Raw genomic sequence first — 23,934 nt, 5'->3', positions numbered from 1 at the left:
CCAAATTTTATTCGCTATTTTCACGGATGAATTCGGCCAATAATACCTGCTCTTGTTCGCTAAGTATATGCTTTTTTAATAAATCTGGTCGACGTTGCCAGGTTTGTCCCAAAGCTTGTTTTAAACGCCAACGAGCAATGGCGGAGTGGTCCCCCTGTAGCAGAACTTCCGGAACATCTTGACCATCTAGCTTTGCAGGGCGTGTATAATGCGGGTAATCTAGTAGAGCCGAGCTAAATGAATCTTGTGACGCAGATTCCAGATGACCTAATGCTCCTGGTAATAGACGGGCTATGCTATCAATAAGACACATAGCCGCAAGTTCGCCACCACTCAAAATAAAATCTCCTAGAGACCATTCCTCGTCGACTTCACAGTTAATAAGACGCTGATCGATGCCTTCATAACGACCTGCGATTAGGACAAGTCCTGTACGTTGGCTTAATTCTTGAGCAGCTATTTGATCAAATTTTTTTCCTTGAGGCGATAAATAACTAACTAAAGGGGCTGGATATAAAGTCTCTTGACGTAATTTAGCCATCTTTATCGCAGCTAATAATGGCTCAAACTTCATAACCATTCCAGGCCCGCCTCCATAGGGACGATCATCTACAGTATTATGCTTATCTTGTGTGAAATCCCGAGGATTTAAATAAGATATTTTTAATAGCCCTTTTTTTTGTACACGTCCAGGTATACTCAAATTTAAAGGAGTAAACATTTCAGGAAATAGGCTAATAATCTGAATATCCATCAAAATTCAGCGTCCCAATCGACTATCATCGTTTTATTCTCTAAATCGATAGACTTAATGGTTTGATCTAATAAAAATGGAACTAAATGTCTTTTTTTATCAGTGATCACTAATACATCATTAGCACCCGTAGCAAAGATAGCTTGGATTATGCCGAGATAAGCGTTTTCACAAGTATAGACTTTTAAGCCTTCTAAATCTGTCCAATAGTACTCTTGCTCTGCTAAGGGAAAGAACTTTTCTCGATCTACATAGATTTTATAATTTGTATAAAGACATGCTGATTCAGGTGTTATACAGTTTGCGAGTAGCGCTACTATCTGTTGACCATGAAGGCAATTATCTATTATTTCAATTAGGATAGGAGGAGAAGAAGGTTTACTGGGTGCTTCTAAATACCAGGGTTGATAATCAAGGATATTACTGACAGGTTCTGTATAGGAATTTATTTTAACCCATCCTTTGACACCATAAGGTTTTCCGATAGTCCCTACTAAGACCTTTTTTTTTGTCATCTTTGCCTCTTTGATTGATTACAACAGTACTTTATCTAGCATCTAATACAGAGAGGTGGTCTTAGTAAATTTCAGGAAAGGTGGATGTATTAAGCAGCTTCCGCCTGGGCCTCAGTTTTCTTAGGGCTATTTGCTCCATTTTTAGCTTTTTTCAGGAGATTTTGTACTTGCTTTGAAGTTTTAGCCCCTTGGGACACCCAATAATTAACTCGGTCTTCTGCAATCTGTAATGCTACTTCTTTCCCTACAGCAACAGAGTTATGAAAACCTAAACGTTCAATATAGCTGCCATCACGCGGATTTCGGCTATCTGTTACAACAATGTGGTAGAAGGGGCGTTTTGTGCGGCCTCCTCGTGCTAAACGAATGATAACCATGGAATAAATTTTCCTCTCTATTTTTACTGTCTATTTAAACGCTCAATTGAATGAGCTAGCTTAGATTGAAACCAGCCCGGATTCTACGCAAATTTTATTAATTTGGGAAGGGCTTCATTCGAGTTTCTAGAGGTTTTATCGAGGGTAGTGATTTTGTAGCCCTTGTAGAAGTTTATTCATGGAGCCAGGCTTAGAGAAACGCTTCATCATTTTTTGCATTTGATTGAACTGTTTCAGGAGTCGGTTCACATCCTGGATTTGCGTCCCCGAACCTCCGGCAATACGCCGTTTTCGGGATCCTTGGATAGTATCTGGAAAAAGCCGTTCTTTTTTCGTCATAGAACGGATGATTGCTTGCATCTGGGAAGTTAGTTTTTTATTAAGTGTATTTTTAGCACTAGCGAGTAAAGCAGTACTGTTTCCATCGGGAAGCTTGCCTAAGAGTTGCTCCATCCCTCCCATATTATCCATTTGTATAAGTTGATTTAAAAAATCTTCCAGATCAAATTTTTTGCCTTTTTGCAATTTTTGATTGAGTTTTTGTATGGCTTTTTGATCGGTATGACGCTGTACTTCTTCGACTAACGAAAGGACATCGCCCATACCAAGAATGCGCGAAGCAATTCTATCCGGGTAAAAAGGTTCAAGTGCAGTGACTTTTTCACCGGAGCCGATAAATTTAATTGGTTTACCTAAAGTAAATTTTACTGATAAAGCGGCTCCCCCACGTGCATCACCATCCATTTTGCTCAGGATGATTCCAGTAAGAGGGATAGCTTCGTTAAAACCCTGTGCTGTTTTTACAGCGTCTTGACCCATCATACTATCAAGCACGAATAAGCTTTCGATGGGATTACTAACAGCGTGGATAGTGCGCACTTCATCCATCATTGCTGTATCAATATGTAAGCGACCGGCTGTATCGATAATAACGACATCTGCCCCTTTATTTCGAGCAGCTTGGATAGCAGTTTGAACAATATGAGTAGGTGTTTGCGAGGCGTTACTCGTGTGAAATAACACACCTATACTTTCGGCCAAATTTTCAAGTTGTAAAATAGCTGCAGGACGATGAATATCAGTACTAGTCACTAAAACCGATTTATTTTTTTGTTCTTTTAACCAATAGGCTAATTTTGCAACCGTTGTTGTTTTTCCTGAACCTTGCAAGCCCGCTACCATAATTATGGCTGGTGCTTGTGTAAAAAGATTTAATTCGGATAGATCCTTCCCCATGATACTAGTTAAGGTATCACTTACAATTTTTATAAAGGCTTGACCTGGTGCTAAGCTTTCTGTGACTTTTTGCCCAATGGCGCCTTGGCGTACTTGTTCAACAATTGTTTTGACAACAGGATAGGCGACATCCGCTTCAATTAAAGCTTTTTTTACTTCACGAAGACTTTCCTTAATATTATGTTCGCTTAAGCGACCTTGACCACGAATATTTTTAAAAGATTGTTTTAAACGAGCTGTTAAATTGTCAAACATGATTTTATAGTAGTCCTAAATTTATCGTAATTTTTAATGAGACTAAGTCTACGAAGTAGAGAAGCCGGATTTTATAAAAAAAGGACATGATGAATGACCCAAAAATTTCTGTTATTGTATCAGCTTAGCTGAGGAGTAAGCGAGTCTGATGGTGTCCTATGCTGATTTTGTTCATATTTTTCTATCAACGCTTGCACTGATTGTTTTAATCAGCGCCGCACTCCAAGCATTGCTATTGGCCAGCCAAGAGTGGATGCTCAAGCATAAACAAGCTATAGGATTTATTCAATATTTCCCACCTTTGGAAGTGATGGAAACGTATCTATTTACGCTTATTTCTATCGCTATCGTTTTACTGACATTAGTATTGGCCAGCAGTTTGATTTTATTTCATCCTGTTTTTGAACGGCATTTGTGGCAAAAAATACTTTTATCGCTCCTCGCTTGGGGAGTGCTTTTAATGCTATTAATCGGGAGAAATTATTTTGGTTGGCGGGGTAAAATTGCGATTAGCTGGACCTTAATTGGTGCTAGTTTAATTGGAATAGTTTATTTAGGAACGATTTTATTCATGCCGAATCTTTAAAAGGATGAGACCTTAGCGCATGCATTATTCATTTGCATTTCTTGTTGGTTTATTATTTTTATTATTATTAGCCGCTGTCTTTTTTTCATTGGCAGAAGCTGCCATGTTATCGATAAATAGATATCGATTACGTCATCTCGTAAGACAGCGTAACCTGCTCGCCAAACGTGTACAGGATTTATTAAAAAGACCCGATCGTTTGCTCGGGGTTATTCTTTTATGCGGAACTTTTGCTAATATCCTTGCTTCCGCTGTAGTTACGTTGCTTGCATTACAATATTTTTCGGCATCGGGTGTTTTTTTGGCAACTCTAGCGCTTACTTTTGTAGTATTAATTTTTTGTGAAGTAGCACCGAAAACCTTAGCAACCTTATATCCTCAACCGATTGCGTTGTTTGCCGTTTGGCCTCTAATTATTTTGTTGCATATTTTATACCCCTTTGTTTGGCTAACAAATTTAATGGCAAATACTACCTTACGTTTATTTGGGATAAAAATTCCAAAATTGACAGTCGAACAGTTGTCCCGCGAAGAATTAGTAAGTTTATTACGTGAGGGGACTGGACATATGCCTAATGGTTATAAAAATATGTTGCTCAAGGTATTAGAGCTAAATAAAGTAACCGTAGAAGATATTATGATTCCAAGGCAGGAAATTATTGGTATCGATATTAATCAGCCTTGGGACGTAATTTTAAAACAATTAATTAAGAGCGAATATACACGGCTACCGATTTATCGAGATTCTCTTGATGAGATAATAGGAATTTTACATTTTCGAAAAGTTTTAAATAGTTTAAGTAAGCAACAATTAAGTAAAGAAGTATTAATCGAAGCAGCAGAAGAGGTTCATTTTATACCTGAAGCAACAGCATTAAATAGCCAATTGTTAAATTTTCGTCGTGAGAAACATCGTATTGGTTTAGTTGTCAATGAATATGGCGAGCTTCAGGGTCTTATTACCTTAGAAGACATATTAGAAGAAATTGTGGGTGAATTTACCACGGATATGGCATTAATTCGTCGTGCTGTTGCATTGCAAGCAGATGGTAGTTACTTGGTGGATGGAGGAATTGCATTACGAGATTTAAATCGTCAATTAAATTTAAATTTGCCCTTACGCGGCCCAAAAACTTTAAGTGGATTAATTATTGAGACGCTTGAAGTTATTCCAAAAGTAGGCACTATGTTTCAGTTTGAAAATAAAACGATGGAAGTTATCTTGATTAAAGATAATATGATTAAAACCGTTAAGATTTTTCCAAGTCGTGCGGTTTAAACTAAAAAAAATAGAACATTTCCTATTAAATTTATTTTTTTGAAAAAAAATAAATAGTTGATATAATTAGTTAGGATATTTTAATTGAATTAATTTTTTTTAGAAGGCTATGAAATGATTCGAAAAGTTACAGGATATGCTAATTATTGTATAAGAAATTCAACTCCGTTAGATTTGGCGAAGAAGGCTTTATGTTGGCAAAAAAAAATGAAAGAATTGGGAGCAACCACATTAACTTCAACTTCTTTTGATAATAGTGAAGAGTCTTTATCCAATATGAACCAAGGATCTTTTTTCTTAAAAAATTTGCCAAAAACGACGATAATTGAAAGCGTTATGGAAAATCCAATATCTAAAGCGCCAGTGCCTACGAAATAATTTTTTATTGAAGAATAAGAATTAAAATAGATAACGTATTCCTAGACCTACGGCATTGGAGCTTAAGTTGCCGGCGCCAAATAATCCCCAAGCGCCACAACGGTGATGTGCTCTGATTACGAATTGTAATTCGGGGTGGCTAGGAGCTGCAAAGGTCGCTTCTACAACTAAAAAATTTAGTAACCTTTTAGCATTGTTATTGGACGAATCATGCTCTTCTCGTAGAGGAATGCTGGTTGCATATGAGAGTCCATCGCCAATAGCGAAAGTTGTAGTGACATAATGATCCCAAGGGAAAGTTTTCCAGCGAAAATTTAAGTAAGGATCAAATTCATAGATGAGGCCGTTGGGGTCACGTCGTTGGGTTATATTTCCAGCGACTTCGACAGTACTGACTAAAGGCCGAAAAAAACGCCGTAAAGGGTTAGTTGGGTCTAATTGATAAGACAAATCGATAGAGTTCATCGTCCCATATTTGAAATGAACATCTTGGGCGGTTAGTACTGGGCCAATATTACTATTAGTCATCCAACTATGGTAAAATAATATACCCCAACGTTTATCAGGCACAGCCATACTCCTCGCACTTGAATTTTTGTCTGTGTTGCCGCTCAACTCGCAATCCTCATGTATGTTAATACACTCAGGTTGCTTAATTATCGCGGCGCCTTGACAAAAATCCAATTGCTGAGAGTATATATTTTTAGAGGTAGGTTCAGCTAATAATGGAGTAGTTAACAGGCATAATAGTAAAACTGAAAAAAATCGATGCATAAATTTATTATTATTGTTTTTATATTGCGCAATAGTATAAGGCAGGCTTGGGCGTAATTCAAGAAAATACCCCTATGCTCGTTCTTGAATTTTTGTCTGTGTGGCTCTGCTCGATTCGCAATTCTCATGCATGTTAAGTCTATGCAGGCTGCATAATTAGATATTTGTCAAAATTCAATTGCTGTGACTCTACTTGGAGATTTTAGGCAAAGTTAATGTAAGATTGGAGTTCTTTTTTAAGGTAGGTTTATCCAAATAAGGCTCAGCATTCGCCCTGTTATTTGGTCTCTCCGATATGAGAAAAAACGAAGCTTGTCGGAAAAAGTACAGTAATTACCTCCGTAGATGGAGTTTATTCCTAGCTTTCGTAAACGTAGTTGAGCCAATTTATAGAGATTTGCCAGCCATTGCTTGTTTTCTAAAGGCTGAAAAGCTATTTCGGCCGTCGGATCTTCGTCTACAAACGATTGAAAAACTTCTTCTCCGACTATAAAAGCTTGAGGGCCAATAGCAGGACCTAGCCAAACTAAAATATCGTTGGGCGGTAAGGCTAATGCATTAATAGTAGTTTCTATAATACCATTGCTTAAACCTTTCCAACCGGCATGGATGGCGGCGACATAATAACTACTAAAGCTGCAAATTAATAATGGTAAGCAATCTGCGGTTTGTACGGCACAGACCGTTTGTTCTGTTCTCGAATAAATAGCATCAGCCGCAAAATTATCGAGAGAGTGATCAGCTGAAATAGCAGTGTTTCCATGTACTTGTTCTAACCAGATAATACGTTTTTTTAGATGTAATTTTTTCTTTAGTAATTGACGGTTTTTTGATACATCGTCCAAATTATCCCCTACATGCGCGGCGATATTTAAACTATTGTAGGGAGCACGACTAAATCCACCTGTTCGAGTTGTTGTGTAAGCTTTGATCCAGTGTGGAGCTGGCCATTCTGGAATGATTAAATCAAGCATTCAGTTTATCTTCTCGCAAACAGTTAATTAATTGATGAATGTCTTCAGGTAAAGGGCTATGCCACTCCATAGGTTGTAAGGTAACAGGATGGATAATTCCTAAACATTGTGCATGCAAGGCTTGGCGAGGAAAATGATGCAAGCAATTAATCAGCAATTCACTGGCTTTTTTTGGTAAATGAAAGCGGCCAGTATAGGTTTTATCGCCGACCAATGGGTGATGGATATGAGCCATATGCACGCGAATTTGATGAGTGCGGCCTGTTTCTAGTTTTACTTTAATAAGTGTGTGATGATTAAAACGTTCTATGACTCGATAATGCGATACCGCTGGTTTTCCATTCAACAACTCAGTGACAGCCATTTTTTTTCTTAATCTCGGATGACGGCCTATAGGTGCATTGATAGTTCCCCCAGCGATTAATAGGCCCTGAATAACAGCTATATATTCGCGTTTCATAGTTCTTGCTTGTAGTTGTTTGACCAATTTATTATACGCGTTTAAAATTTTAGGAATTATTAATAGACCCGATGTGTCTTTGTCTAAACGATGTATGATTCCAGCCCGAGGAAGTTTTTTGAGTTCAGGTAAATAATGTAAAAGAGCATTTACGAGGGTTTTATGCGTATTTCCTACGGCAGGATGGACGACTAATCCTGCAGGCTTGTTAACTACAAGTAAAGCTTCATCTTCATAAATAATATCAAGAGGAAGCTCTTCTGCCTCCCAACTAACTTCTTCACTTAAGCTAGCTAAAATAATAATTTTAGCCCCTGCTTTTATTTTATCCCGTGGTCGTTTGAGTTCATCATCAACCCAAACTTGTTGACAACGAATCCATTGTTGCAAACGCGTACGGGAATAAGCAGGAAATAACTGACTCAAAATTTGGTCGAGACGCTTTTCTGCTAAATGTTCTGGGACAATTGCTTGGCAATTTATTACTTGAGCTGTGTTTTTCATAGAATATCGCTATAATGCTGACGGGAGCGATGCCTTTTTATTACGACTTAATAGAGGATACTATCTATGTTCAATGTAGCAAGCAATCTTGAATCCAATGAACGTCTTTCACGTTTGGTGATTGGTATTGTATTATTGATTGGTGTGTTATTGGGTCTGGGCAAATTATTTGCTTTTTTAGTGGGTGTTATTCTCATTATTGAGGCCATCATAGGCTGGTGTGGAATCCCTATTTTGGCAGAGAAATTTAAGCTAAATGAGATCTTCCGTAAAAAAGATTAAATGGATTTGCTGGTCAAATTAATAATAATAAAATTTGACTTTTTGGATGCTAAATAAAAGAGTAGACAGTAATTTCGCTTATTCCTTCCTTCACTTTAAAAAAGGGAATAAAGCATAGCTTTATTGAAAAGTATTGTGAAAATATTTAAATTTGTATTTTTGGTGAGTTTTATATTGGCTATGCTGTCTGCGTGTGCTAGTCATTCCAATGATCCATTTATTGCTTTTAAAGGACAAACAATTAACCAAATCTATCAAAACGCAAAAGAATCTTTAATTGATCGGAATTTTACTCAGGCTATTAAAGCCTATGAAGCATTAGATGTATTATATCCTTTTAATCGGTATGCAGAGAAAGCCCAATTAGAATTGATATATGTATACTATAAGGATGGTGATGCGCCATCGGCGAAATCCGCAGCCGAGCGTTTTATTCATTTATATCCCAATAGTGAACATATTGATTATGCATACTATATGCAAGCAATGGCGGATATGGATCAAGATAGAGGTTGGTATTTACGTTATGTACCGATTGATTTGTCTTTGCGTGACCCGGGGACTATGCAATTAGGATATCAAGAATTCGCAGAATTGATTCGTCGTTATCCTGATAGCCAATACGTTCCCGATGCTCGTCAGCGCATGATCTATTTGCGTAATTTATTTGCAAGTTATGAATTACATATTGCTGATTATTATTTCCATAAAAAAGCCTATGTGGCTGCAGCAAATCGGGCTAATGAAATTATACAACGTTACCAAGGAGCGCCTGAAATCCCAAAAGCTTTGATTATTATGATTAAATCTTATCGTATTTTGGGTTTAGAAGAGTTGGCGAATCAGAGCTTGACTGTGTTTAGATTAAATTATCCCGATGCAGATTACCAAAATATATAAATTTTTATTACCTATTCAGCTGTTATAATTAACAATACTATAAAAAATATAATAGGGTTGTTATATGAATAACGCTGAATTGGATTATAAGTTATTTAAAGCAGTAAAATCTGGTACTTTAGCAGCAGTTGAGGATCTTATCGAAAAGGGGGCTGATGTTTGCGCAGTGAAGCCTAATGGTGATACGCCTCTATACAAAGCTGTTTTTCACAATCGTTATGATATGGCAAGATTGCTTCTTGAAAATGGGGCTAATATTCATACCAATCATTTAATAGATTATTCACTTCTGTTTCGAGCCATCCATAATGATGATAGTGAAATGACGCAGTTGCTTCTTGAAAACGGGGCTGATGTTCATGCAAGAGATTCTCATGACCGCACACCTTTGTTTTATGGGATTAATAACAAGGAAATAGCAAAGCTTCTTATTGAAAAAGGAGCTAACGTTGATAGGGCCTATGAACAAGGTATCACTGCACTGTATCTAGCTACACAAAACAATAATACCGATGTCGTATGCCTGCTTCTTGAAAATGGTGCCAATGCTAATAAAGTTTATCGGGAAAGTGAGACGCCACTTTATTTAGCTATTCTTAATAATAACCAAGAAATCATAAGTTTGCTTCTTGAAAATGACGCCAATATTGACTTTACCGACCGATATTTTCGAGCGGCTCTGTCTATAGCTGAAAACCATATAAAAAAGATAATTATAGCAACTGCTATTTCACGACGTATGGAGAAACCTGCGCGCAACCACACTACTGAAGAGCTGTCAATTATGTGGGATGCAATGATAAAAGCTATATCATTAAAGACGGCACTAAACTCAGTGTCTATCTATAATAAGAATGACAAGTTAAATCCAGATTGTTGGGAAAAAATATTGAAATATTTAGATATAGAGTCCTTGAAGCATGTGACAAATATAGCTACTTTTTTTTATAAAACTGCGACTATCGAAAATTCTATAAATTCTAATGTTAAAATTAGACGACCTGGCCTTTAATGAGTTATAAAATTCTTTTCTTCTAGGAAGAAAAACCTGAAGTAATTGGATAACGGCGCTCTCTGCCAAAAGATCGGGGAGTTACGCGAGGGCCAGTAGCTAATTGCCGACGTTTATACTCATTCTTATTAACTAAATTAATAATTCTTTGCACCATTTCTTTAGCAAATCCCGCTTCAACAATATCATCCATACTTTTATCTTGTTCTACATACAGTTCTAAAATGGTATCAAGTTGAGCATAGGGAGGTAAAGTGTCTTCATCTTTTTGGTTTTCGGAGAGTTCAGCACTGGGTGGGCGTGACAATAACACATCTGGAAAAATGCCATTATTGCGATAAGTCGCTAGTTGATAAACACGAGTCTTAGATACATCTTTAAGTACCGAAAACCCACCAGCCATATCTCCGTATAAAGTACCATAACCCACAGCTAACTCACTTTTATTAGTACAATTTAATAGAAGATTTCCAGATTGATTAGATAAAGCCATCAATAATACTGCACGACAACGTGCTTGAATATTTTCAGTTGTAAGCCCTACAGGAGGATGTTTACTATCAAAATTTAGTGTAGTTAAAAATGCTGAAAAGCTAAGCTCAATGGAAATCGTTTTATTATGCACACCTAATTTGTTTACAAGAATTCGCACAATATCATGGCTAAGTTGTGAGGTGTAACGAGAAGGTAAAAAGACAGTCTGAACGCGGTCTTTTCCAAGGGCATCGACTGCAATAGCTAAAACTAATGCAGAATCGATGCCGCCGGAAATACCAATTAAAACACCTGAAAAATGATTTTTATTAACATAATCACGCACCCCAAGTACTAAAGCTTTATAGATGGTTTCATTAATCAAAGATTTAGATAGAAGAGTTTGTGATATAAATTCAATCAATGAATTAACTTTGAGATCAACTAACCATAAGGTTTCTTTAAAAAAACCTGCTTCGGCTATAAGATGACCTTTAGCATCAAACGCTTGGGAACCACCATCAAATACTAAATCGTCTTGTCCACCCACACCATGGACATAAAGTAAGGGTAAGTTTGTTTCTTCTATGCGATCGGTTATCATTTTTAATCGTTGTTGAGCTTTTGTATAATCAAAAGGAGAAGCATTGATACATACTAATATTTGTGCGCCTTTTTCTTTAAGTGCAGATGAGGGTTGACTGAACCAAAGATCTTCACAAATTAAAATACCTATATTTAGACCTTTTATTTTAAATAAACCATCTGAATTTCCAGGATTAAAATAACGTCGTTCATCAAAGACACCATAATTGGGTAAATATTGTTTATGATAGGTACAAACAATTTTTTTATTTTCTATCAAGCTAGCAGCATTAAAAACCCCTTTAGAACTATAGTCTGGATGACCTAATAGAATAGCGATATCACTCGATTTTTCTTGAATAATTTTTAAAGCATGTTGAATTTTTAATTTAAAATCTTCACGTAAAAGTAGATCTTCAGGAGGATAACCGCTTAAAGCAAGTTCCGGAAAAATTAACAGATCAACTGAATCTTTCTTAGCTTTTTGTATATTATCTAAAATTATTTGTGTATTTCCTTTAATATCACCAACTAAAAAATTTAATTGTGCTATAGCAATGCGGAATGTTGTTGGCATAGTAACCTCGAGCTATCGTGCCCAACGCATTAATATAATAGCGATGAACATAAAAATGAGTATAGGAAGTAGTGCAGCTAAAAAGGGCGGCCATTGATAGACAATGGCAAATGGACCAAAAAAATCATTTAAAAGGTAAAAACCAAACCCTACTGCAACTCCTGCAATAGTCCTCAGACTGGTAGCTAACGTTCTTAAATGTTTAAAAGTAAAAGGAATAGCCAAACAAAGCATAACCCATATAGCAGCTGGTTGTAATATACGTTGCCAAAAAGCTAAAGAATAACGACTGACGTTTAGAAGGTTTTTTCGACGATAATGAATATAATCATTAAGCTGTCTTAAAGACATTTCTTCTGGCTTAATAATAGAAATATTCAAAAGCTTAGGACTAAAAGAAAGTGGCCAAATTTCATGTGCTATATGTTTGGCTTGAGTTTTTTTTAAGGTAATTATACTGCTTGCAATATCATAGGCATTCCAAGTATTTTTTTCATAATTAACCTCTTTGGCAAAGCTTGCTTCCAATAGATTATTATTATCATCAAATTGGTAACGACTGACTTTATTTAAATGAGTTGGATCCAAAATTGATTGAATATAAATATAATTATGCCCATCTCGAATCCAAACAGCTCCTTGTTGGGTCATTAGCGTTTGGCCATTTGTGGTAAGAAAAGACTTATGATTTTCTGCTAGACGAGCAGCGCGCGGTGCTAATCCTTCCCCAATCAAAACAGCTAGAAAAACAACCAGCAAAGTAGCTTTAATTAAACTCCATGCCATTTGATAAAGAGAGACACCATTAGAATGTAATATCATTAGTTCACTGTGTTTTGCTAAAACACTTAAACCAAGAATGCTACCTAACAAGATAGCTACAGGAAAAAAACTATAAAATTGGGATGGTAGGGTCAGCAATACGTAATAAAAAGCACTTGCTAAAGTATAATGACCATTTCCTACATCCCGGGTTTCTGCAATTAGTTTAATTAGGGAAAACAGAATTAATAATATTCCAAGGACAGAAAGGGTAGTGCTGATAATGGTTCTGCCTAAGTAACGATCGATGATTTTCATGGTCTTAGTTTAACTAAATGGAGTAAGTTATATTTGACCCTATTCCATCCTAAAGCATAACACCAGGCAAATATTATGGTAAGAAAGAGTAGGCCATGTATCCACCATAGGCCCCAGCGGTAAGAGATATCTCCATTTTCTATCCAATTACGTCCTACCAGTAATAAATTAAGATACATAATATAAATGACTATGGCAGGTAATATATGCAGATATTTTCCTTGTCTTGGATTAACTCTGCTGAGTGGTATAGCTAGCAAAGCCAAAAGTAAAATTGAAATTGGTGCCGAAAGGCGCCATTGTAGTTCAGAAAAATAACTAGGTTTATTAGCTTGGCTCGCATTCCATAAAGTAATACTTGACAAAGCATCTTGTTGTTTATTAGCTGTGCTAGTATCTAAATCAATACGGATTCCGTATTTTAGAAACTGTGTAATATAGTATTCTGTTTGGCCTGGAATTCCTTGATAACGTTTTCCTTCCACTGCAACAAAAAAAAGCTCTTTGGTGACTGGATCAATCATTTGGTAACCACTATTAGCACTAAGTATAGTCCAAGGCGTTATCTCGGATGGTAATTTTTGTGGGTTTGTTTGTGCCATGAAAATGTTTTTTACTGTTTTATGATCTGCTGAGACACTTTCAACGTAAACAATACGATGACCTCCATTAGTTTGTTGAAAACTTCCAGGCTGTACGGTTTGTAATTCCACGGCTGTTCCAGTCTGGTTCAGCAGTTTATTCTGATAACTTAATAAAAAAGGGTTTAACCAAAGGTTTAAGCTAGCCACTATAACAGTTAGCAGGAAAATAAAGGGTAGACTCATACGGGTTAATCGACCTAAACTGAATCCACAGGCGTTAAGCACTGTCATCTCATAATCGGCATAAAGGCGACCATAGGTGAACAATATGGCAAGGAATAAGCTAAAAGGGAGAAGTATGGCTAAAAAACGAGGAGATTCTAAAACTATCAATTCCCATAAAATACTCGCGGCAAATTTCCCGCCTGCTACTTGATTAAGATAATGAACAAATTCATTGCTCATTAGAATCAGGAATAAAAGACTAGTTATGAGAGAAAGACTAGTAAGTACCTCTCGAGTTAGATAACGAAAAAGAATCATTTTGTAGGTTAAAAATAGAAGAACGCAAATTATTTCATAAAGAGAGTATTGAATCTAGCAAATAAGTATAAATTAGGTAAACTGGTTTATACTCATTGCACATTGGTGCTTGTTTGCACTTTGAAGTGCTTATATCTCACTATGAAGATTTTCTAGAGGAGAACTTCAGTTCTCCTCTAGTATGGCTGAACCAAACTTGGCTTGGGTCATTCAATGAGCGGATATCTCGCTCCTTATGAGTTTTAAGGATGTATGTCGTAAAATGCAGGGGTTATTAATAAAATAATTTGAGGTGACTATGCAATATTCTATCAATTCTATTGATCTTATTAAACAGAAAAGTGATTGTCTAATCGTCAGTATTTTTCAAGGTAAACGACTTTCTCAATCTGCTCAGCTATTAGATAAACATAGCCAGGGATATATCTACAAAATTTTAGATAAAGGTGACTTAATAGAAGAATATGGTAAAAGCATTATGCTTTATAATGTTCCAGGAATATCTGCATCACGCGTTCTTTTAGTTTATTGTGGAGAAGAATCCAATTTATCAGTAGGTGATTTTCGTAAAATTATTAGTTGTATGGCATGTGCCTTAAAAGCGGTACAAGTTGATGAAATAACAAGTTTTTTAACTGATATTTCAATGAAAGCGTGTGATCTTGATAAACAGGTACGTCAAAGTATCGAGCTTATTGAAGATTGTTTTTATTGTTTTGATGAATTAAAAACAGATAAAAAAAATAAAATATTTTCACCGAAAAGATTTATTTTTAATCTTCCCAATTCTAAAGAATCGGCGAAAGTCACAGAGACAATAAAACAGGCTACAGCCATTACTCATGGAATAAAATTAACTAAAGATCTAGCTAATCTGCCCGCTAATTTATGTACACCCAGCATCGTGGCGGAACAAGCCAAAAAACTAGCGAATGATACCGGCCTTACGATTAACATATTAGATGAAGCTGCAATAAAAAAAGAAGGTATGGGTGGACTATTAGCCGTAGCGCAGGGTTCTAAAGAACCTGTCAAGTTTGTTACTTTAGAATATCAGGGAGCATTAGAACAACAACCTGTTGTGCTAGTCGGAAAGGGGGTAACTTTTGACTCAGGTGGAATTTGTTTAAAACCTGCTGCTGGAATGGAAGAAATGAAATATGATATGTCAGGTGCTGCTAGTGTGATGGGAATTTTAAGAGTTATTGCTGAACTTAAATTGCCTATTCATGTGGTAGGTATAATGCCATTAACTGAAAATTTACCAAGTGGTACCGCAGTTAAGCCTGGTGATGTGATAAAAACACTATCGGGGTTAAATGTAGAGGTCATTAATACTGACGCAGAAGGGCGTTTAATTTTGGCAGATGCCTTAACCTATAGTGAACGTTTTAACCCGGATGTGGTTATTGATATGGCTACTTTGACGGGTGCTATTATTGTTGCATTAGGTGCAGTAGCGACGGGTATGATGAGTAATAGCATGGAACTTGCTTTGGAAATCGAAAAAGCGGGTCAACAAAGTCAAGATAGAGTATGGCTGTTACCTTTATGGGATGAATATCAGCAACAAATCGACAGCAATGTAGCCGATATTTCTAATGTGGGTGTGGGTGGCGGTAAGAGTATTACAGCTGCTTGTTTTTTATCTCGATTTACTAAAAAATTAAATTGGGCACATTTAGATATTGCTGGAACAGCCTGGAAAAGCGGGCCAGAAAAAACGGCGACAGGTCGACCGGTATCTTTAATTGTACAATTTTTATTGAATCGTTGCGAAAATAACAAGAAATAAAATGCTTTTCATCATCTGTTATCTCTCCCTATCCTATGATTAATCAGTCAGGGAGAGATACAAATTAATGCTTTTTTAGATTAATGGATTTATAGGTTTTTATTGCCCCTGAAATTTAATAGCAGGTGGTAAAGCGGAACATTTTTTTTGTGCTGAAAGTGTGCGTAGCCAATTATCACGTAATTGATAAGATTGAATTTCTATGCGTTCAGCATCAGAAAAGTCCATAAAAAACCAAGGAACAATTAAAAAAGCCCCTGCTATGCCTAAACCAACATTTTTACCGGTTTTATTTTGTTTAGGAATAAGATTGGTTATTTTAGTTTGATTATCCATTAATTCTTGCTTCAATGCGCTACAGCTTAAGTTTTCATCACCTGGTTGATGTTGAGGAATTGGATTTGGTGTCTTGCCTGCGCAAGCCGACAATAATATGGCACTAATAAAAACACTGATTATTTTTTTTTTCATAGTCGAAAAACTCTTTTTATTATTATGAAAATTTCAAGGCGCTGAAGTCTACTATTAAAGTTAGCTAAAGTGCTAGTGAATGTTTTATTGCATAACTATTAAATTATTAATATAATAATTTAATCGGAAATGATTAAGTTAAAATAAAAGTGAAAAATTTAGTGCTATTAAGTCAACAAGGATTTAGCTTAATTGAAGTTATGGTTGCTATAGCAATATTAAGTTTTAGTCTATTGGGTTTTGCTCAAGCTCAATTGATGGCTTTGCATGCCAGTGAACATGCTTACTTAATCAATTTAGCCGATTTAACAAATGTGGAACTTGCTGAGAATTTTAGAATTTGTAAATCTCAGCCGGGTTGTTTGCAACAAGCATTAATCCTATGGAAAAAAGAGATAGAAGAAAGTTTTCCGAAAGGAATGGGGCAGATATCGCAACTTAATTTATCTAATTATCAAAGCAAAATTCAGTGGTTCTCTCCTTTTTCAAAATTTCAATCGTCTCTCACTTTATTATTTACTGCATGAAAAACAGAGAGCAAGGATATAGCTTGATTGAATTAATGATAGCAATAAGTTTGTCTTTATTTCTTAGTGTAGGAATTATAAATATTTTTATTTATAGCAAAAATATTTATCAATTAACTCAGAATTTGAATATTATCCCCATCAAAGCACGCCTTGCTTTTCACTTACTCAGCCATGATATTCGCATGGCAGGTTTTATTGGTTGTGTGCGTTTAATCGACGTTATGACATTAAATAACCATTTATCAGCCAATACTAGCTTGGTAGTTTGGCATAAAGGATATACGACAGCAAAGTTAAGCTTACCTAAGCTTGCTCAGTATCAAAAGAATAGTGATGTAATTTTAATCCAATTTCTTGATCCCAATACTTTTTCAGTAAATGAAGCAAAGTCTAGGCATATTGTTTTGGCAAATAAAATGGTATTTCGGTCTAAAGATAGTTTACTCATCAGTGATTGCCAACATGCGGAGCTTATTAATTGGAACAATATCCATCTGACTTATAGCTATCAAAAAGGTAGTGAAATTGGTTTCTTTAACAAAATTATTTATTACATTGCCGATACAGGACGTATGAATAAAATAGGGCAGCCTATTTATGCTTTATATCGGCGTAATTTAAATCAATCTTTTTACAAGCCTACAGAATTAATTGAAGGGATAAAAAGAATGTCGATAAAATTGGGTATGAAAAATAATGACGGGACTTTGTATTATCAGAATGCTAATGAGGTAAAACATTGGGCAAATGCGCGTAGTGTAGAAATTAGACTATTATTGACAGACAACAATCAATTGCAACAAGAATGGAAGCAAGTAATTGGATTGCGTGAGCGAATATAAAGAAAGTAATCAACAAGGATTTATATTAGTGACGGTATTATTTTTTCTTTTTATTATGTCTTTAATGACATTATCGATATTGAGTAGTTCTTATTTAGAGTTACGTATGAGTCAAAATATGGTCATTACAGCACAGCAATTTTATGCTGCGGAAGCTGGGTTAAAATTAACAGAACATCGACTTACAAGTTTTTCGACATTTATTTCTGAGTTGCATGAGCATTTTAATTATGCTGATTTTCAAATCAGCTCAAAAATTATAAGACATATAACACCGTATTGTATTAATCAAAGCTTAGCTTATATTTATGACGTTATTGTACAAGCAAAACAAATGACAGTAGGAGTGCTTACGCTAAAAACTACTTATGCAGTTAAAGCAAAAGTAGCTTGTCAGCATGGAGAGCTTGCTTTAACAAAAACTGGACGTAGTTCTTGGCGAGAATTAAGCAGTACATCTTGAAGTAATAAATTGAGTTTGCTACCTAGATTATTGGAGTAACTAATGTGGGTAATGATTAGTTTATGTTTTTTTATCTTGATTTTGATAATATTGTTGTGCGTAACACCATTGCGAAAATTTTTTCTAGTTAAATCTTTTTTATCTTATTTATGCAGAATACTCCCACCTATTAGCGAAACAGAAAAAATCGTTCTAGAAGCAGGTGATTTGTGGTGGGAAAAAGATTTATTTCGCGGCCTGCCGGATTGGAAAGCTTTACATAGTATTTCTTTATCAAACCTAACTCATGAAGAGAAAGCTTTTATCAATGACCAAGTAGAAATGCTTTGTAGCATGCTAGATGATTTTAATATTTTAACAGTAGAGCATGATCTACCAGCTACAGTTTGGGAGTTTTTAAAAAAACAAAAGTTTTTTGGTATGGTTATTCCAAAAAAATATGAAGGATTAGGTTTTTCTGCTTTAGCCCATTCTTCTATAGTATTGAAAATTGCGACACGTTCGGTTAGCGCAGCTGTCAATGCGTTAGTTCCAAATTCTCTCGGACCGGCAGAATTATTACTTCATTATGGAACAGAAAATCAAAAAAATTATTATTTGCCTAGACTTGCTAGAGGAGAAGAAATCCCTTGTTTTGCATTAACGTCTGTGGATGCAGGTAGTGATGCAGCGGCACTTAAAGATCATGGGATAGTGTGTAAAGGAATTTATCAAGATAAAGAAATGCTGGGAATACGACTCCATTTTAATAAACGTTATATTACTTTAGCACCAATCGCTACGGTTATAGGCGTTGCGTTTAAATTAATGGATCCTGATCAGTTGCTGGGAGAAAAAAAACAAATAGGGATTACACTTGCTTTAGTGCCTTCTTCCTTGGATGGCATTGAAATAGGGAAAAGACATTCGCCTATGGGTTTAGCTTTTATGAATGGTCCTATAGTAGGTAAAAACGTTTTTATTCCTATCAGTTTTGTTATTGGTGGCGAGAAAATGTTAGGTCAAGGTTGGCGTATGTTGATGGAATGCTTATCGATAGGTAGAGGTATTTCATTACCGGCGGTCAGTGCTGCACAGGCCCAATTAGCTTATCGCATGACAGGGGCTTATAGCGTATTAAGAGAGCAGTTTCATTTATCAATTGCGCACTTTGAAGGTGTTGCTGCAGCTTTAGCAAGAATCGCAGGATTAACTTATTTAATAGAAGCGACACGTCGGTTTACAGTGACTGCAGTTGATGCTTCGCTAAAACCTGCGTTAGCTTCTTCAATAGCAAAATACCACATGACAGAATTTGCTCGCACTATTATTAATGATGCGATGGACATCCACGGAGGACGTGGTATCCAAATGGGTCCACGTAATTATTTGGCACAAGGCTACATTGCTATACCGATATCAATAACAGTGGAAGGGGCAAATATTTTAACTCGTAATCTTATTTTATTTGGTCAAGGAGCAGTACGTTGTCATCCCTATTTAAGAGATGAAATGCAAGCTATTGAGAAAAAAGATATTTCTGCTTTAGATAAACTATTAGTTCAACATTTTTTTTATTGTATAAAGAATTTATTAAAAACATTTTTATTTGCTTTCGGCTTAGGTCATTTTTTTGTAGAAACGCCCATAAGGAAATTCGGTTATTATTATCGACAAATTTCGCGTTTATCGGCAGCTTTAGCGCTAGTCACTGATTTTACTTTGTTAATTTTGGGCGGAAATTTAAAACGTAAAGAACGATTATCGGCACGCTTAGGTGATGTCTTAAGTTATCTTTATATAGCCTCCAGCATTATTCGTTATATCCAAGAATTTCCATTGTCAAAAGAAGACGATACTTATGCGCGTTGGGGATTAGATTATTGTCTTTATCATATCCAATATGCATTTGAAAGGTTTTTTATTAATTTTCCTAAACCTTTTTTAGCTAAGTTACTAAAATTTATTGTTTTTCCTTTAGGCCGGTCTTATCAATTACCAACTGACAAACAAGATTGGCAATTAGTATCAATAATGACAAAAACTAGTAAATTCCGAGATCGTATAACTCAGGATTGTTATTTAGGGAAAAAACCAAAAGATCCAACTGGGCGTATGGAGATTGCTTTTAAGGAATTTATGAGAATACAACCCATTCTTGAGAAATTAAAAAAACAAGGTTTAAAGCTAAACTTAGATGAACGACAGCTAAAGATAGCGTTAACAAACAAAATTCTTACCCAAGAAGAAATGGAACAATGTCTTTTGGTTAAAAAATATCAGCAAGATGCGATGCAAGTAGATGCTTTTTAATGGTCATTTTTTTGTTTAGTTGTAAAGGGTGCTAACTTGCACATTCACTGACAGAAGGTATATTAAAATGGCGTTAACTATTGACTAGTCTCATGCAAGAAAATACTTACGGGAAAAATGTTTATGCAAGCTAGAGATCGATCAGATTTTGCACGATCAGTTTACATTGTGGATGGAATGCGCACTCCCTGGTTGAAAGTACGTGGAGGCCCAGGAAATTTTTCAGCTTCTGATTTAGCTGTACAAGCAGGACGTTATTTATTAGCACGTCAAGCATTTACTCCCGTTCAGCTGGATGAAGTGGTTACGGGTTGTGTTATGCCAAGTCCTGATGAGGCTAATATCAGTCGTGTCATTGCATTGCGCTTAGGTTGTGGTAAAGCAGTGCCAGCTTATACAGTACAGCGGAATTGTGCTTCAGGTATGCAAGCCTTAGATAGTGCGACTTTAGATATTGCTTGTGGAAGATATAACTTAGTATTAGCAGGTGGAACAGAGGCGATGAGCCAAGCGCCCCTGCTACTGAGCAAAGAAATGACTGTTTGGTTTGCTGAATGGAGTTTAGCTAAGAATTTCTTTGCTCGTTTAAAGCTACTTACACAATTTAAACTGAAATATTTAAAACCAATTATTGCTTTACTACATGGTTTAACGGATCCGATTGTAGGCTTAGGAATGGGTCAAACAGCAGAAATAATTGCCCATCGTTTTGGAATTACACGTGAAGAAATGGATGAGTTTTCTTTGCAAAGCCACCAACGTTTAGCAATGGCACAAGATGCAGGAATTTTTAAGGAAGAAATAAATCCGATTTATGACAAACAAAATATTTATTATTCTTTTGATAATGGGTTGCGTCGTGATACGAGTCTAGAAAAACTAACTACATTGCATCCTTTTTTTGATAAATCTTTTGGTTTGGTAACTGCAGGAAATAGCTCTCAAATTACGGATGGAGCTGCTTTTTTAATTTTAGCAAGCGAAGAAGCAGTACAAAAATATCAATTGCCGATTTTAACGCGCATAGTCGATGTGGCATGGGCAGGCGTTGATCCGTGTGAAATGGGTTTAGGTCCAGTACATGCGGTAGCAGCGCTTTTAAAAAAACAAGCACTCACCTTTGAAAATATCGATTTTTGGGAAATTAATGAAGCGTTTGCAGGTCAGGTTTTAGCTTGTTTGGCAGCTTGGCAAAATGTTGATTATTGTAAAAATCAACTGGGTTTAACTCAAGCTTTAGGAAAAATAGATCAAGCCAAACTCAATATAGATGGGGGAGCGGTTGCTATGGGTCATCCTGTCGGTGCGAGTGGTGCGCGTATAGTTTTGCATCTAGCCCATATTTTAAAAAGGAAACAAGCACGTTATGGTATAGCAACACTCTGCATTGGTGGTGGACAAGGTGGTGCGCTGTTACTCGAAAATATGGCTAGAACTAATCCGGGAGTAGTCTGATGAAAAGCTATTTAAATTGGCGATTGCAACAAAAAGAACAGGTTCTTTGGTTGTATTTTGATAAAGAAAATAGCTCTAGCAATAATCTAGATGAAAATGTATTAACTGAATTAAGCGTGATCATCAAGGAAATTTCTAACGATAAATCAGTACAAGGTCTGATTATTACTTCTAATAAAGTAAATGGTTTTATTGTAGGTGCTAATATTCAAGCCATCAGTAAATTAAAAACCAAGGAAGAGATCCTAATGTTTATTCAACTTGGACAAAAAGTATTTGATGGATTAGCAGCACTTAATATTCCCACAGTTGCTTTGATCAATGGCTTATGTTTAGGGGGAGGCTTAGAACTTGCTTTAGCTTGTGATTATCGTATTGCTGTTGCGGACGATAAAACTCGTTTAGGTTTGCCAGAGGTACTGCTTGGAATTCATCCTGGTTGGGGAGGAACTATACGTTTGCCACGTTTATTGGGAGGGCCTTCTGCGCTCGAATTAATTTTAACAGGAAAAGCAATTTCACCTTTTAAGGCACTTAAGTTAGGTTTAATTGATCAGCTTGTTCCTCTGCGACATGCTGAACGAGCAGCTTTATTTTATGCTTCGGCAAAAATCAAAAAAAAGAATTCTTTTATTGCAATTAATTGGAAGAAAATAACTAATTATCGTTGGTTGAGAAATATTATTAGCAAAATTGTGCAACGTCGTCTAAATGTCAAAGTTAATCCTAAACATTATCCTGCGCCTTATGCTGCACTTCATCTATGGAAACAATATGGCGTCAAAAATCAAGCATTTTTACATGAAGCAATTTCTTTAAGTGAATTAGCTTTGACCCCTACAGCAAAGAATTTAATGAGAGTCTTTTTTTTAAAAGAACGTTTAAAGAAATTAGGAAAAAAAAATAACATATGTTTTAAACATGTTCATGTCATAGGATCAGGAACTATGGGAGGGGATATTGCTGCTTGGTGTGCTTTACAAGGATTGCATGTCACTCTACAGGATCGTGAAGCGAAATATATTTCTCCGGCTATGACGAGAGCTTATGCATTATTCCAAAAACGATTAAAGACACCTCGCGCAATTCAAGCCGCTATGGATAGACTAGTACCAGATTTAGCAGGCTATGGTGTACGTAGGGCAGATATTATTATTGAAGCGATATTCGAGGATTTAAACGTCAAGCAAGATTTATTTCGGCAGTTAGAGAACCAAATTAAATCTGATACATTATTGGCTAGCAATACATCGAGTATTGTTTTAGAAGATATTCAACAAGGATTACGATATCCGGAGCGTTTAATTGGTTTACATTTTTTTAATCCGGTAGCTAAAATGCCCTTGGTAGAGGTGGTGGAATCAGCAATCACTGCCCCGGATATCATAGAGAAAGGTTTAGCATTTGTACGTCAAATTAATCGCTTACCCTTACCTGTAAAAAGCTCACCCGGATTTTTAGTTAATCGCTTATTAATGCCCTATTTAATGCAATCAGTATTATTATTGCAGACTGGGATTCCTGCGCCAGTTATAGATAAAGCGGCTGTAGATTTCGGTATGCCGATGGGGCCTTTAGAGTTAGCCGATACGGTAGGTCTAGATATTTGCTTAGCTGTAGCAAAAATTCTCAGTGAATCTTTAGGAAGTATTATACCTGAAGGTTTAGAGAAAATGGTTGCTAACAAGGATCTAGGGCGAAAAACGGGGAAAGGATTTTATCGTTATAAACAAGGGAAGCCTTTGAAAGAAAAAATTCCTGAAGATTATAAGGCACCCACTAATTTAACAGATAGTTTAATTCAGCCAATGATCGATGAAGCTAAAAAGTGTTTGGAAGAAAAAGTAGTTGCAGATAGTGATCTAATCGATGCTGGAATTATATTTGGGGCAGGATTTGCTCCTTTCCGCGGTGGTGTGATGCAATATGCAAAGGAGCAAGGTGACTTGTAAACTAT

General features: G+C 36.1%; 24 protein-coding genes. 13 read left to right on the top strand and 11 right to left on the bottom strand.

Features of this window, described 5'->3' with window-relative positions; genetic code table 11:
- Positions 1-7 precede the first annotated feature (7 nt).
- The 4 genes from trmD to ffh all read right to left on the bottom strand — a co-directional run bounded on the left by trmD (position 8) and on the right by ffh (position 3,137).
- Positions 8-760 carry a tRNA (guanosine(37)-N1)-methyltransferase TrmD gene (gene trmD / locus AAHI99_RS05970; RefSeq protein WP_425288736.1) on the bottom strand — a complete coding sequence of 251 codons (753 nt, stop codon included), beginning with the start codon at positions 758-760 and terminating at the stop codon, positions 8-10.
- Positions 754-1,269: a ribosome maturation factor RimM gene (gene rimM / locus AAHI99_RS05965; RefSeq protein ID WP_342227370.1), complete on the bottom strand. Its 516-nt coding sequence runs from the start codon at positions 1,267-1,269 to the stop codon at positions 754-756. The genes trmD and rimM overlap by 7 nt, the downstream gene beginning before the upstream one ends.
- An 89-nt stretch (positions 1,270-1,358) precedes the next feature.
- On the bottom strand, positions 1,359-1,646 hold the full coding sequence (rpsP, locus tag AAHI99_RS05960) for a 30S ribosomal protein S16 (RefSeq protein ID WP_342227369.1): 288 nt from the start codon (positions 1,644-1,646) through the stop codon (positions 1,359-1,361).
- 135 nt (positions 1,647-1,781) lie between these two features.
- Positions 1,782-3,137 (bottom strand): signal recognition particle protein, encoded by a 1,356-nt coding sequence (gene ffh, locus AAHI99_RS05955; protein ID WP_342227368.1) that lies wholly within the window; start codon positions 3,135-3,137, stop codon positions 1,782-1,784.
- A gap of 148 nt (positions 3,138-3,285) precedes the next feature.
- Between ffh and ccsA the strand changes: the two genes are divergently transcribed.
- The 3 genes from ccsA to AAHI99_RS05940 all read left to right on the top strand — a co-directional run bounded on the left by ccsA (position 3,286) and on the right by AAHI99_RS05940 (position 5,380).
- Complete coding sequence (ccsA, locus tag AAHI99_RS05950) at positions 3,286-3,723, top strand: cytochrome c biogenesis protein CcsA (protein ID WP_342227367.1); 438 nt, start codon at positions 3,286-3,288, stop codon at positions 3,721-3,723.
- Between the two features lie 19 nt (positions 3,724-3,742).
- Positions 3,743-5,002, top strand: a complete 1,260-nt coding sequence (locus tag AAHI99_RS05945) for an HlyC/CorC family transporter (RefSeq protein ID WP_342227366.1) — start codon at positions 3,743-3,745, stop codon at positions 5,000-5,002.
- A gap of 114 nt (positions 5,003-5,116) precedes the next feature.
- Positions 5,117-5,380 (top strand): hypothetical protein, encoded by a 264-nt coding sequence (locus tag AAHI99_RS05940; protein ID WP_342227365.1) that lies wholly within the window; start codon positions 5,117-5,119, stop codon positions 5,378-5,380.
- A gap of 21 nt (positions 5,381-5,401) precedes the next feature.
- Here AAHI99_RS05940 and AAHI99_RS05935 read toward each other — a convergent pair whose 3' ends face one another.
- From AAHI99_RS05935 to rluD, 3 genes are all read right to left on the bottom strand, one after another.
- Entirely contained in the window at positions 5,402-6,154 is a 753-nt protein-coding gene (locus AAHI99_RS05935; protein WP_342227364.1) for a hypothetical protein, read from the bottom strand.
- Positions 6,155-6,390: 236 nt separating this feature from the next.
- A complete protein-coding gene (gene pgeF, locus AAHI99_RS05930; protein ID WP_342227363.1) occupies positions 6,391-7,128 on the bottom strand; it encodes a peptidoglycan editing factor PgeF in 738 nt (245 codons plus the stop codon).
- Positions 7,121-8,092 (bottom strand): 23S rRNA pseudouridine(1911/1915/1917) synthase RluD, encoded by a 972-nt coding sequence (gene rluD, locus AAHI99_RS05925; RefSeq protein WP_342227362.1) that lies wholly within the window; start codon positions 8,090-8,092, stop codon positions 7,121-7,123. The genes pgeF and rluD overlap by 8 nt, the downstream gene beginning before the upstream one ends.
- A gap of 66 nt (positions 8,093-8,158) precedes the next feature.
- On the opposite strand from rluD, the gene AAHI99_RS05920 reads away from it, so the two are divergent.
- The 3 genes from AAHI99_RS05920 to AAHI99_RS05910 all read left to right on the top strand — a co-directional run bounded on the left by AAHI99_RS05920 (position 8,159) and on the right by AAHI99_RS05910 (position 10,286).
- On the top strand, positions 8,159-8,374 hold the full coding sequence (locus AAHI99_RS05920) for a YgaP-like transmembrane domain (protein ID WP_339050021.1): 216 nt from the start codon (positions 8,159-8,161) through the stop codon (positions 8,372-8,374).
- A gap of 135 nt (positions 8,375-8,509) precedes the next feature.
- Positions 8,510-9,274 (top strand): outer membrane protein assembly factor BamD, encoded by a 765-nt coding sequence (locus tag AAHI99_RS05915; protein WP_342227361.1) that lies wholly within the window; start codon positions 8,510-8,512, stop codon positions 9,272-9,274.
- A gap of 64 nt (positions 9,275-9,338) precedes the next feature.
- On the top strand, positions 9,339-10,286 hold the full coding sequence (locus AAHI99_RS05910) for an ankyrin repeat domain-containing protein (RefSeq protein WP_342227360.1): 948 nt from the start codon (positions 9,339-9,341) through the stop codon (positions 10,284-10,286).
- A 22-nt stretch (positions 10,287-10,308) separates the two neighbouring features.
- Here AAHI99_RS05910 and AAHI99_RS05905 read toward each other — a convergent pair whose 3' ends face one another.
- The 3 genes from AAHI99_RS05905 to lptF are packed head-to-tail and all read right to left on the bottom strand — an operon-like array spanning position 10,309 to position 14,129.
- Positions 10,309-11,922, bottom strand: a complete 1,614-nt coding sequence (locus tag AAHI99_RS05905; protein ID WP_342227359.1) for an NAD+ synthase — start codon at positions 11,920-11,922, stop codon at positions 10,309-10,311.
- Between the two features lie 12 nt (positions 11,923-11,934).
- A complete protein-coding gene (lptG, locus tag AAHI99_RS05900) occupies positions 11,935-13,002 on the bottom strand; it encodes an LPS export ABC transporter permease LptG (RefSeq protein WP_342227358.1) in 1,068 nt (355 codons plus the stop codon).
- Complete coding sequence (gene lptF / locus AAHI99_RS05895) at positions 12,999-14,129, bottom strand: LPS export ABC transporter permease LptF (protein WP_342227357.1); 1,131 nt, start codon at positions 14,127-14,129, stop codon at positions 12,999-13,001. Before lptF ends, lptG begins: the two co-directional genes overlap by 4 nt.
- A gap of 298 nt (positions 14,130-14,427) precedes the next feature.
- On the opposite strand from lptF, the gene AAHI99_RS05890 reads away from it, so the two are divergent.
- Complete coding sequence (locus tag AAHI99_RS05890) at positions 14,428-15,924, top strand: leucyl aminopeptidase (RefSeq protein WP_342227356.1); 1,497 nt, start codon at positions 14,428-14,430, stop codon at positions 15,922-15,924.
- Between the two features lie 99 nt (positions 15,925-16,023).
- On the opposite strand, the gene AAHI99_RS05885 is transcribed toward AAHI99_RS05890, so the two are convergent.
- A complete protein-coding gene (locus AAHI99_RS05885; RefSeq protein ID WP_342227355.1) occupies positions 16,024-16,395 on the bottom strand; it encodes a hypothetical protein in 372 nt (123 codons plus the stop codon).
- A gap of 149 nt (positions 16,396-16,544) precedes the next feature.
- Between AAHI99_RS05885 and AAHI99_RS05880 the strand changes: the two genes are divergently transcribed.
- The 6 genes from AAHI99_RS05880 (at position 16,545) to AAHI99_RS05855 (ending at position 23,929) form a co-directional block, all read left to right on the top strand.
- Entirely contained in the window at positions 16,545-16,922 is a 378-nt protein-coding gene (locus AAHI99_RS05880; RefSeq protein WP_342227354.1) for a type IV pilus modification PilV family protein, read from the top strand.
- A complete protein-coding gene (locus tag AAHI99_RS05875) occupies positions 16,919-17,767 on the top strand; it encodes a PilW family protein (RefSeq protein WP_342227353.1) in 849 nt (282 codons plus the stop codon). The genes AAHI99_RS05880 and AAHI99_RS05875 overlap by 4 nt, the downstream gene beginning before the upstream one ends.
- Positions 17,754-18,230, top strand: a complete 477-nt coding sequence (locus AAHI99_RS05870) for a PilX N-terminal domain-containing pilus assembly protein (RefSeq protein ID WP_342228366.1) — start codon at positions 17,754-17,756, stop codon at positions 18,228-18,230. The genes AAHI99_RS05875 and AAHI99_RS05870 overlap by 14 nt, the downstream gene beginning before the upstream one ends.
- 42 nt (positions 18,231-18,272) lie before the next feature.
- The gene (locus tag AAHI99_RS05865) at positions 18,273-20,522 is read left to right on the top strand and encodes an acyl-CoA dehydrogenase (RefSeq protein ID WP_342227352.1); all 2,250 of its coding nucleotides are present in this window, start codon (positions 18,273-18,275) and stop codon (positions 20,520-20,522) included.
- 123 nt (positions 20,523-20,645) lie between these two features.
- The gene (locus tag AAHI99_RS05860) at positions 20,646-21,977 is read left to right on the top strand and encodes an acetyl-CoA C-acetyltransferase (protein ID WP_342227351.1); all 1,332 of its coding nucleotides are present in this window, start codon (positions 20,646-20,648) and stop codon (positions 21,975-21,977) included.
- Complete coding sequence (locus AAHI99_RS05855; RefSeq protein WP_342227350.1) at positions 21,977-23,929, top strand: 3-hydroxyacyl-CoA dehydrogenase NAD-binding domain-containing protein; 1,953 nt, start codon at positions 21,977-21,979, stop codon at positions 23,927-23,929. The genes AAHI99_RS05860 and AAHI99_RS05855 overlap by 1 nt, the downstream gene beginning before the upstream one ends.
- Positions 23,930-23,934 lie beyond the last annotated feature (5 nt).

The organism is Rickettsiella endosymbiont of Rhagonycha lignosa (assembly GCF_964031165.1).
Classification (GTDB): Bacteria; Pseudomonadota; Gammaproteobacteria; order Diplorickettsiales; family Diplorickettsiaceae; genus Aquirickettsiella.
The sequence above is the reverse complement of the archived record's forward strand: the minus strand, read 5'-3'. Positions and strand labels throughout refer to the sequence as shown.

Coding starts and splice junctions, on each gene's coding strand:
- lptG (WP_342227358.1), bottom strand. CDS start 13,002: ATGAAAATCATCGATCGTTACTTAGGCAGAACCATTATCAGCACTACC.
- lptF (WP_342227357.1), bottom strand. CDS start 14,129: ATGATTCTTTTTCGTTATCTAACTCGAGAGGTACTTACTAGTCTTTCT.
- AAHI99_RS05875 (WP_342227353.1), top strand. CDS start 16,919: ATGAAAAACAGAGAGCAAGGATATAGCTTGATTGAATTAATGATAGCA.
- AAHI99_RS05855 (WP_342227350.1), top strand. CDS start 21,977: ATGAAAAGCTATTTAAATTGGCGATTGCAACAAAAAGAACAGGTTCTT.
- AAHI99_RS05940 (WP_342227365.1), top strand. CDS start 5,117: ATGATTCGAAAAGTTACAGGATATGCTAATTATTGTATAAGAAATTCA.
- AAHI99_RS05910 (WP_342227360.1), top strand. CDS start 9,339: ATGAATAACGCTGAATTGGATTATAAGTTATTTAAAGCAGTAAAATCT.
- AAHI99_RS05905 (WP_342227359.1), bottom strand. CDS start 11,922: ATGCCAACAACATTCCGCATTGCTATAGCACAATTAAATTTTTTAGTT.
- rimM (WP_342227370.1), bottom strand. CDS start 1,269: ATGACAAAAAAAAAGGTCTTAGTAGGGACTATCGGAAAACCTTATGGT.
- rluD (WP_342227362.1), bottom strand. CDS start 8,092: ATGAAAAACACAGCTCAAGTAATAAATTGCCAAGCAATTGTCCCAGAA.
- AAHI99_RS05865 (WP_342227352.1), top strand. CDS start 18,273: ATGTGGGTAATGATTAGTTTATGTTTTTTTATCTTGATTTTGATAATA.
- AAHI99_RS05860 (WP_342227351.1), top strand. CDS start 20,646: ATGCAAGCTAGAGATCGATCAGATTTTGCACGATCAGTTTACATTGTG.
- AAHI99_RS05920 (WP_339050021.1), top strand. CDS start 8,159: ATGTTCAATGTAGCAAGCAATCTTGAATCCAATGAACGTCTTTCACGT.
- pgeF (WP_342227363.1), bottom strand. CDS start 7,128: ATGCTTGATTTAATCATTCCAGAATGGCCAGCTCCACACTGGATCAAA.
- AAHI99_RS05935 (WP_342227364.1), bottom strand. CDS start 6,154: ATGCATCGATTTTTTTCAGTTTTACTATTATGCCTGTTAACTACTCCA.
- AAHI99_RS05945 (WP_342227366.1), top strand. CDS start 3,743: ATGCATTATTCATTTGCATTTCTTGTTGGTTTATTATTTTTATTATTA.
- ffh (WP_342227368.1), bottom strand. CDS start 3,137: ATGTTTGACAATTTAACAGCTCGTTTAAAACAATCTTTTAAAAATATT.
- ccsA (WP_342227367.1), top strand. CDS start 3,286: ATGGTGTCCTATGCTGATTTTGTTCATATTTTTCTATCAACGCTTGCA.
- AAHI99_RS05890 (WP_342227356.1), top strand. CDS start 14,428: ATGCAATATTCTATCAATTCTATTGATCTTATTAAACAGAAAAGTGAT.
- AAHI99_RS05885 (WP_342227355.1), bottom strand. CDS start 16,395: ATGAAAAAAAAAATAATCAGTGTTTTTATTAGTGCCATATTATTGTCG.
- rpsP (WP_342227369.1), bottom strand. CDS start 1,646: ATGGTTATCATTCGTTTAGCACGAGGAGGCCGCACAAAACGCCCCTTC.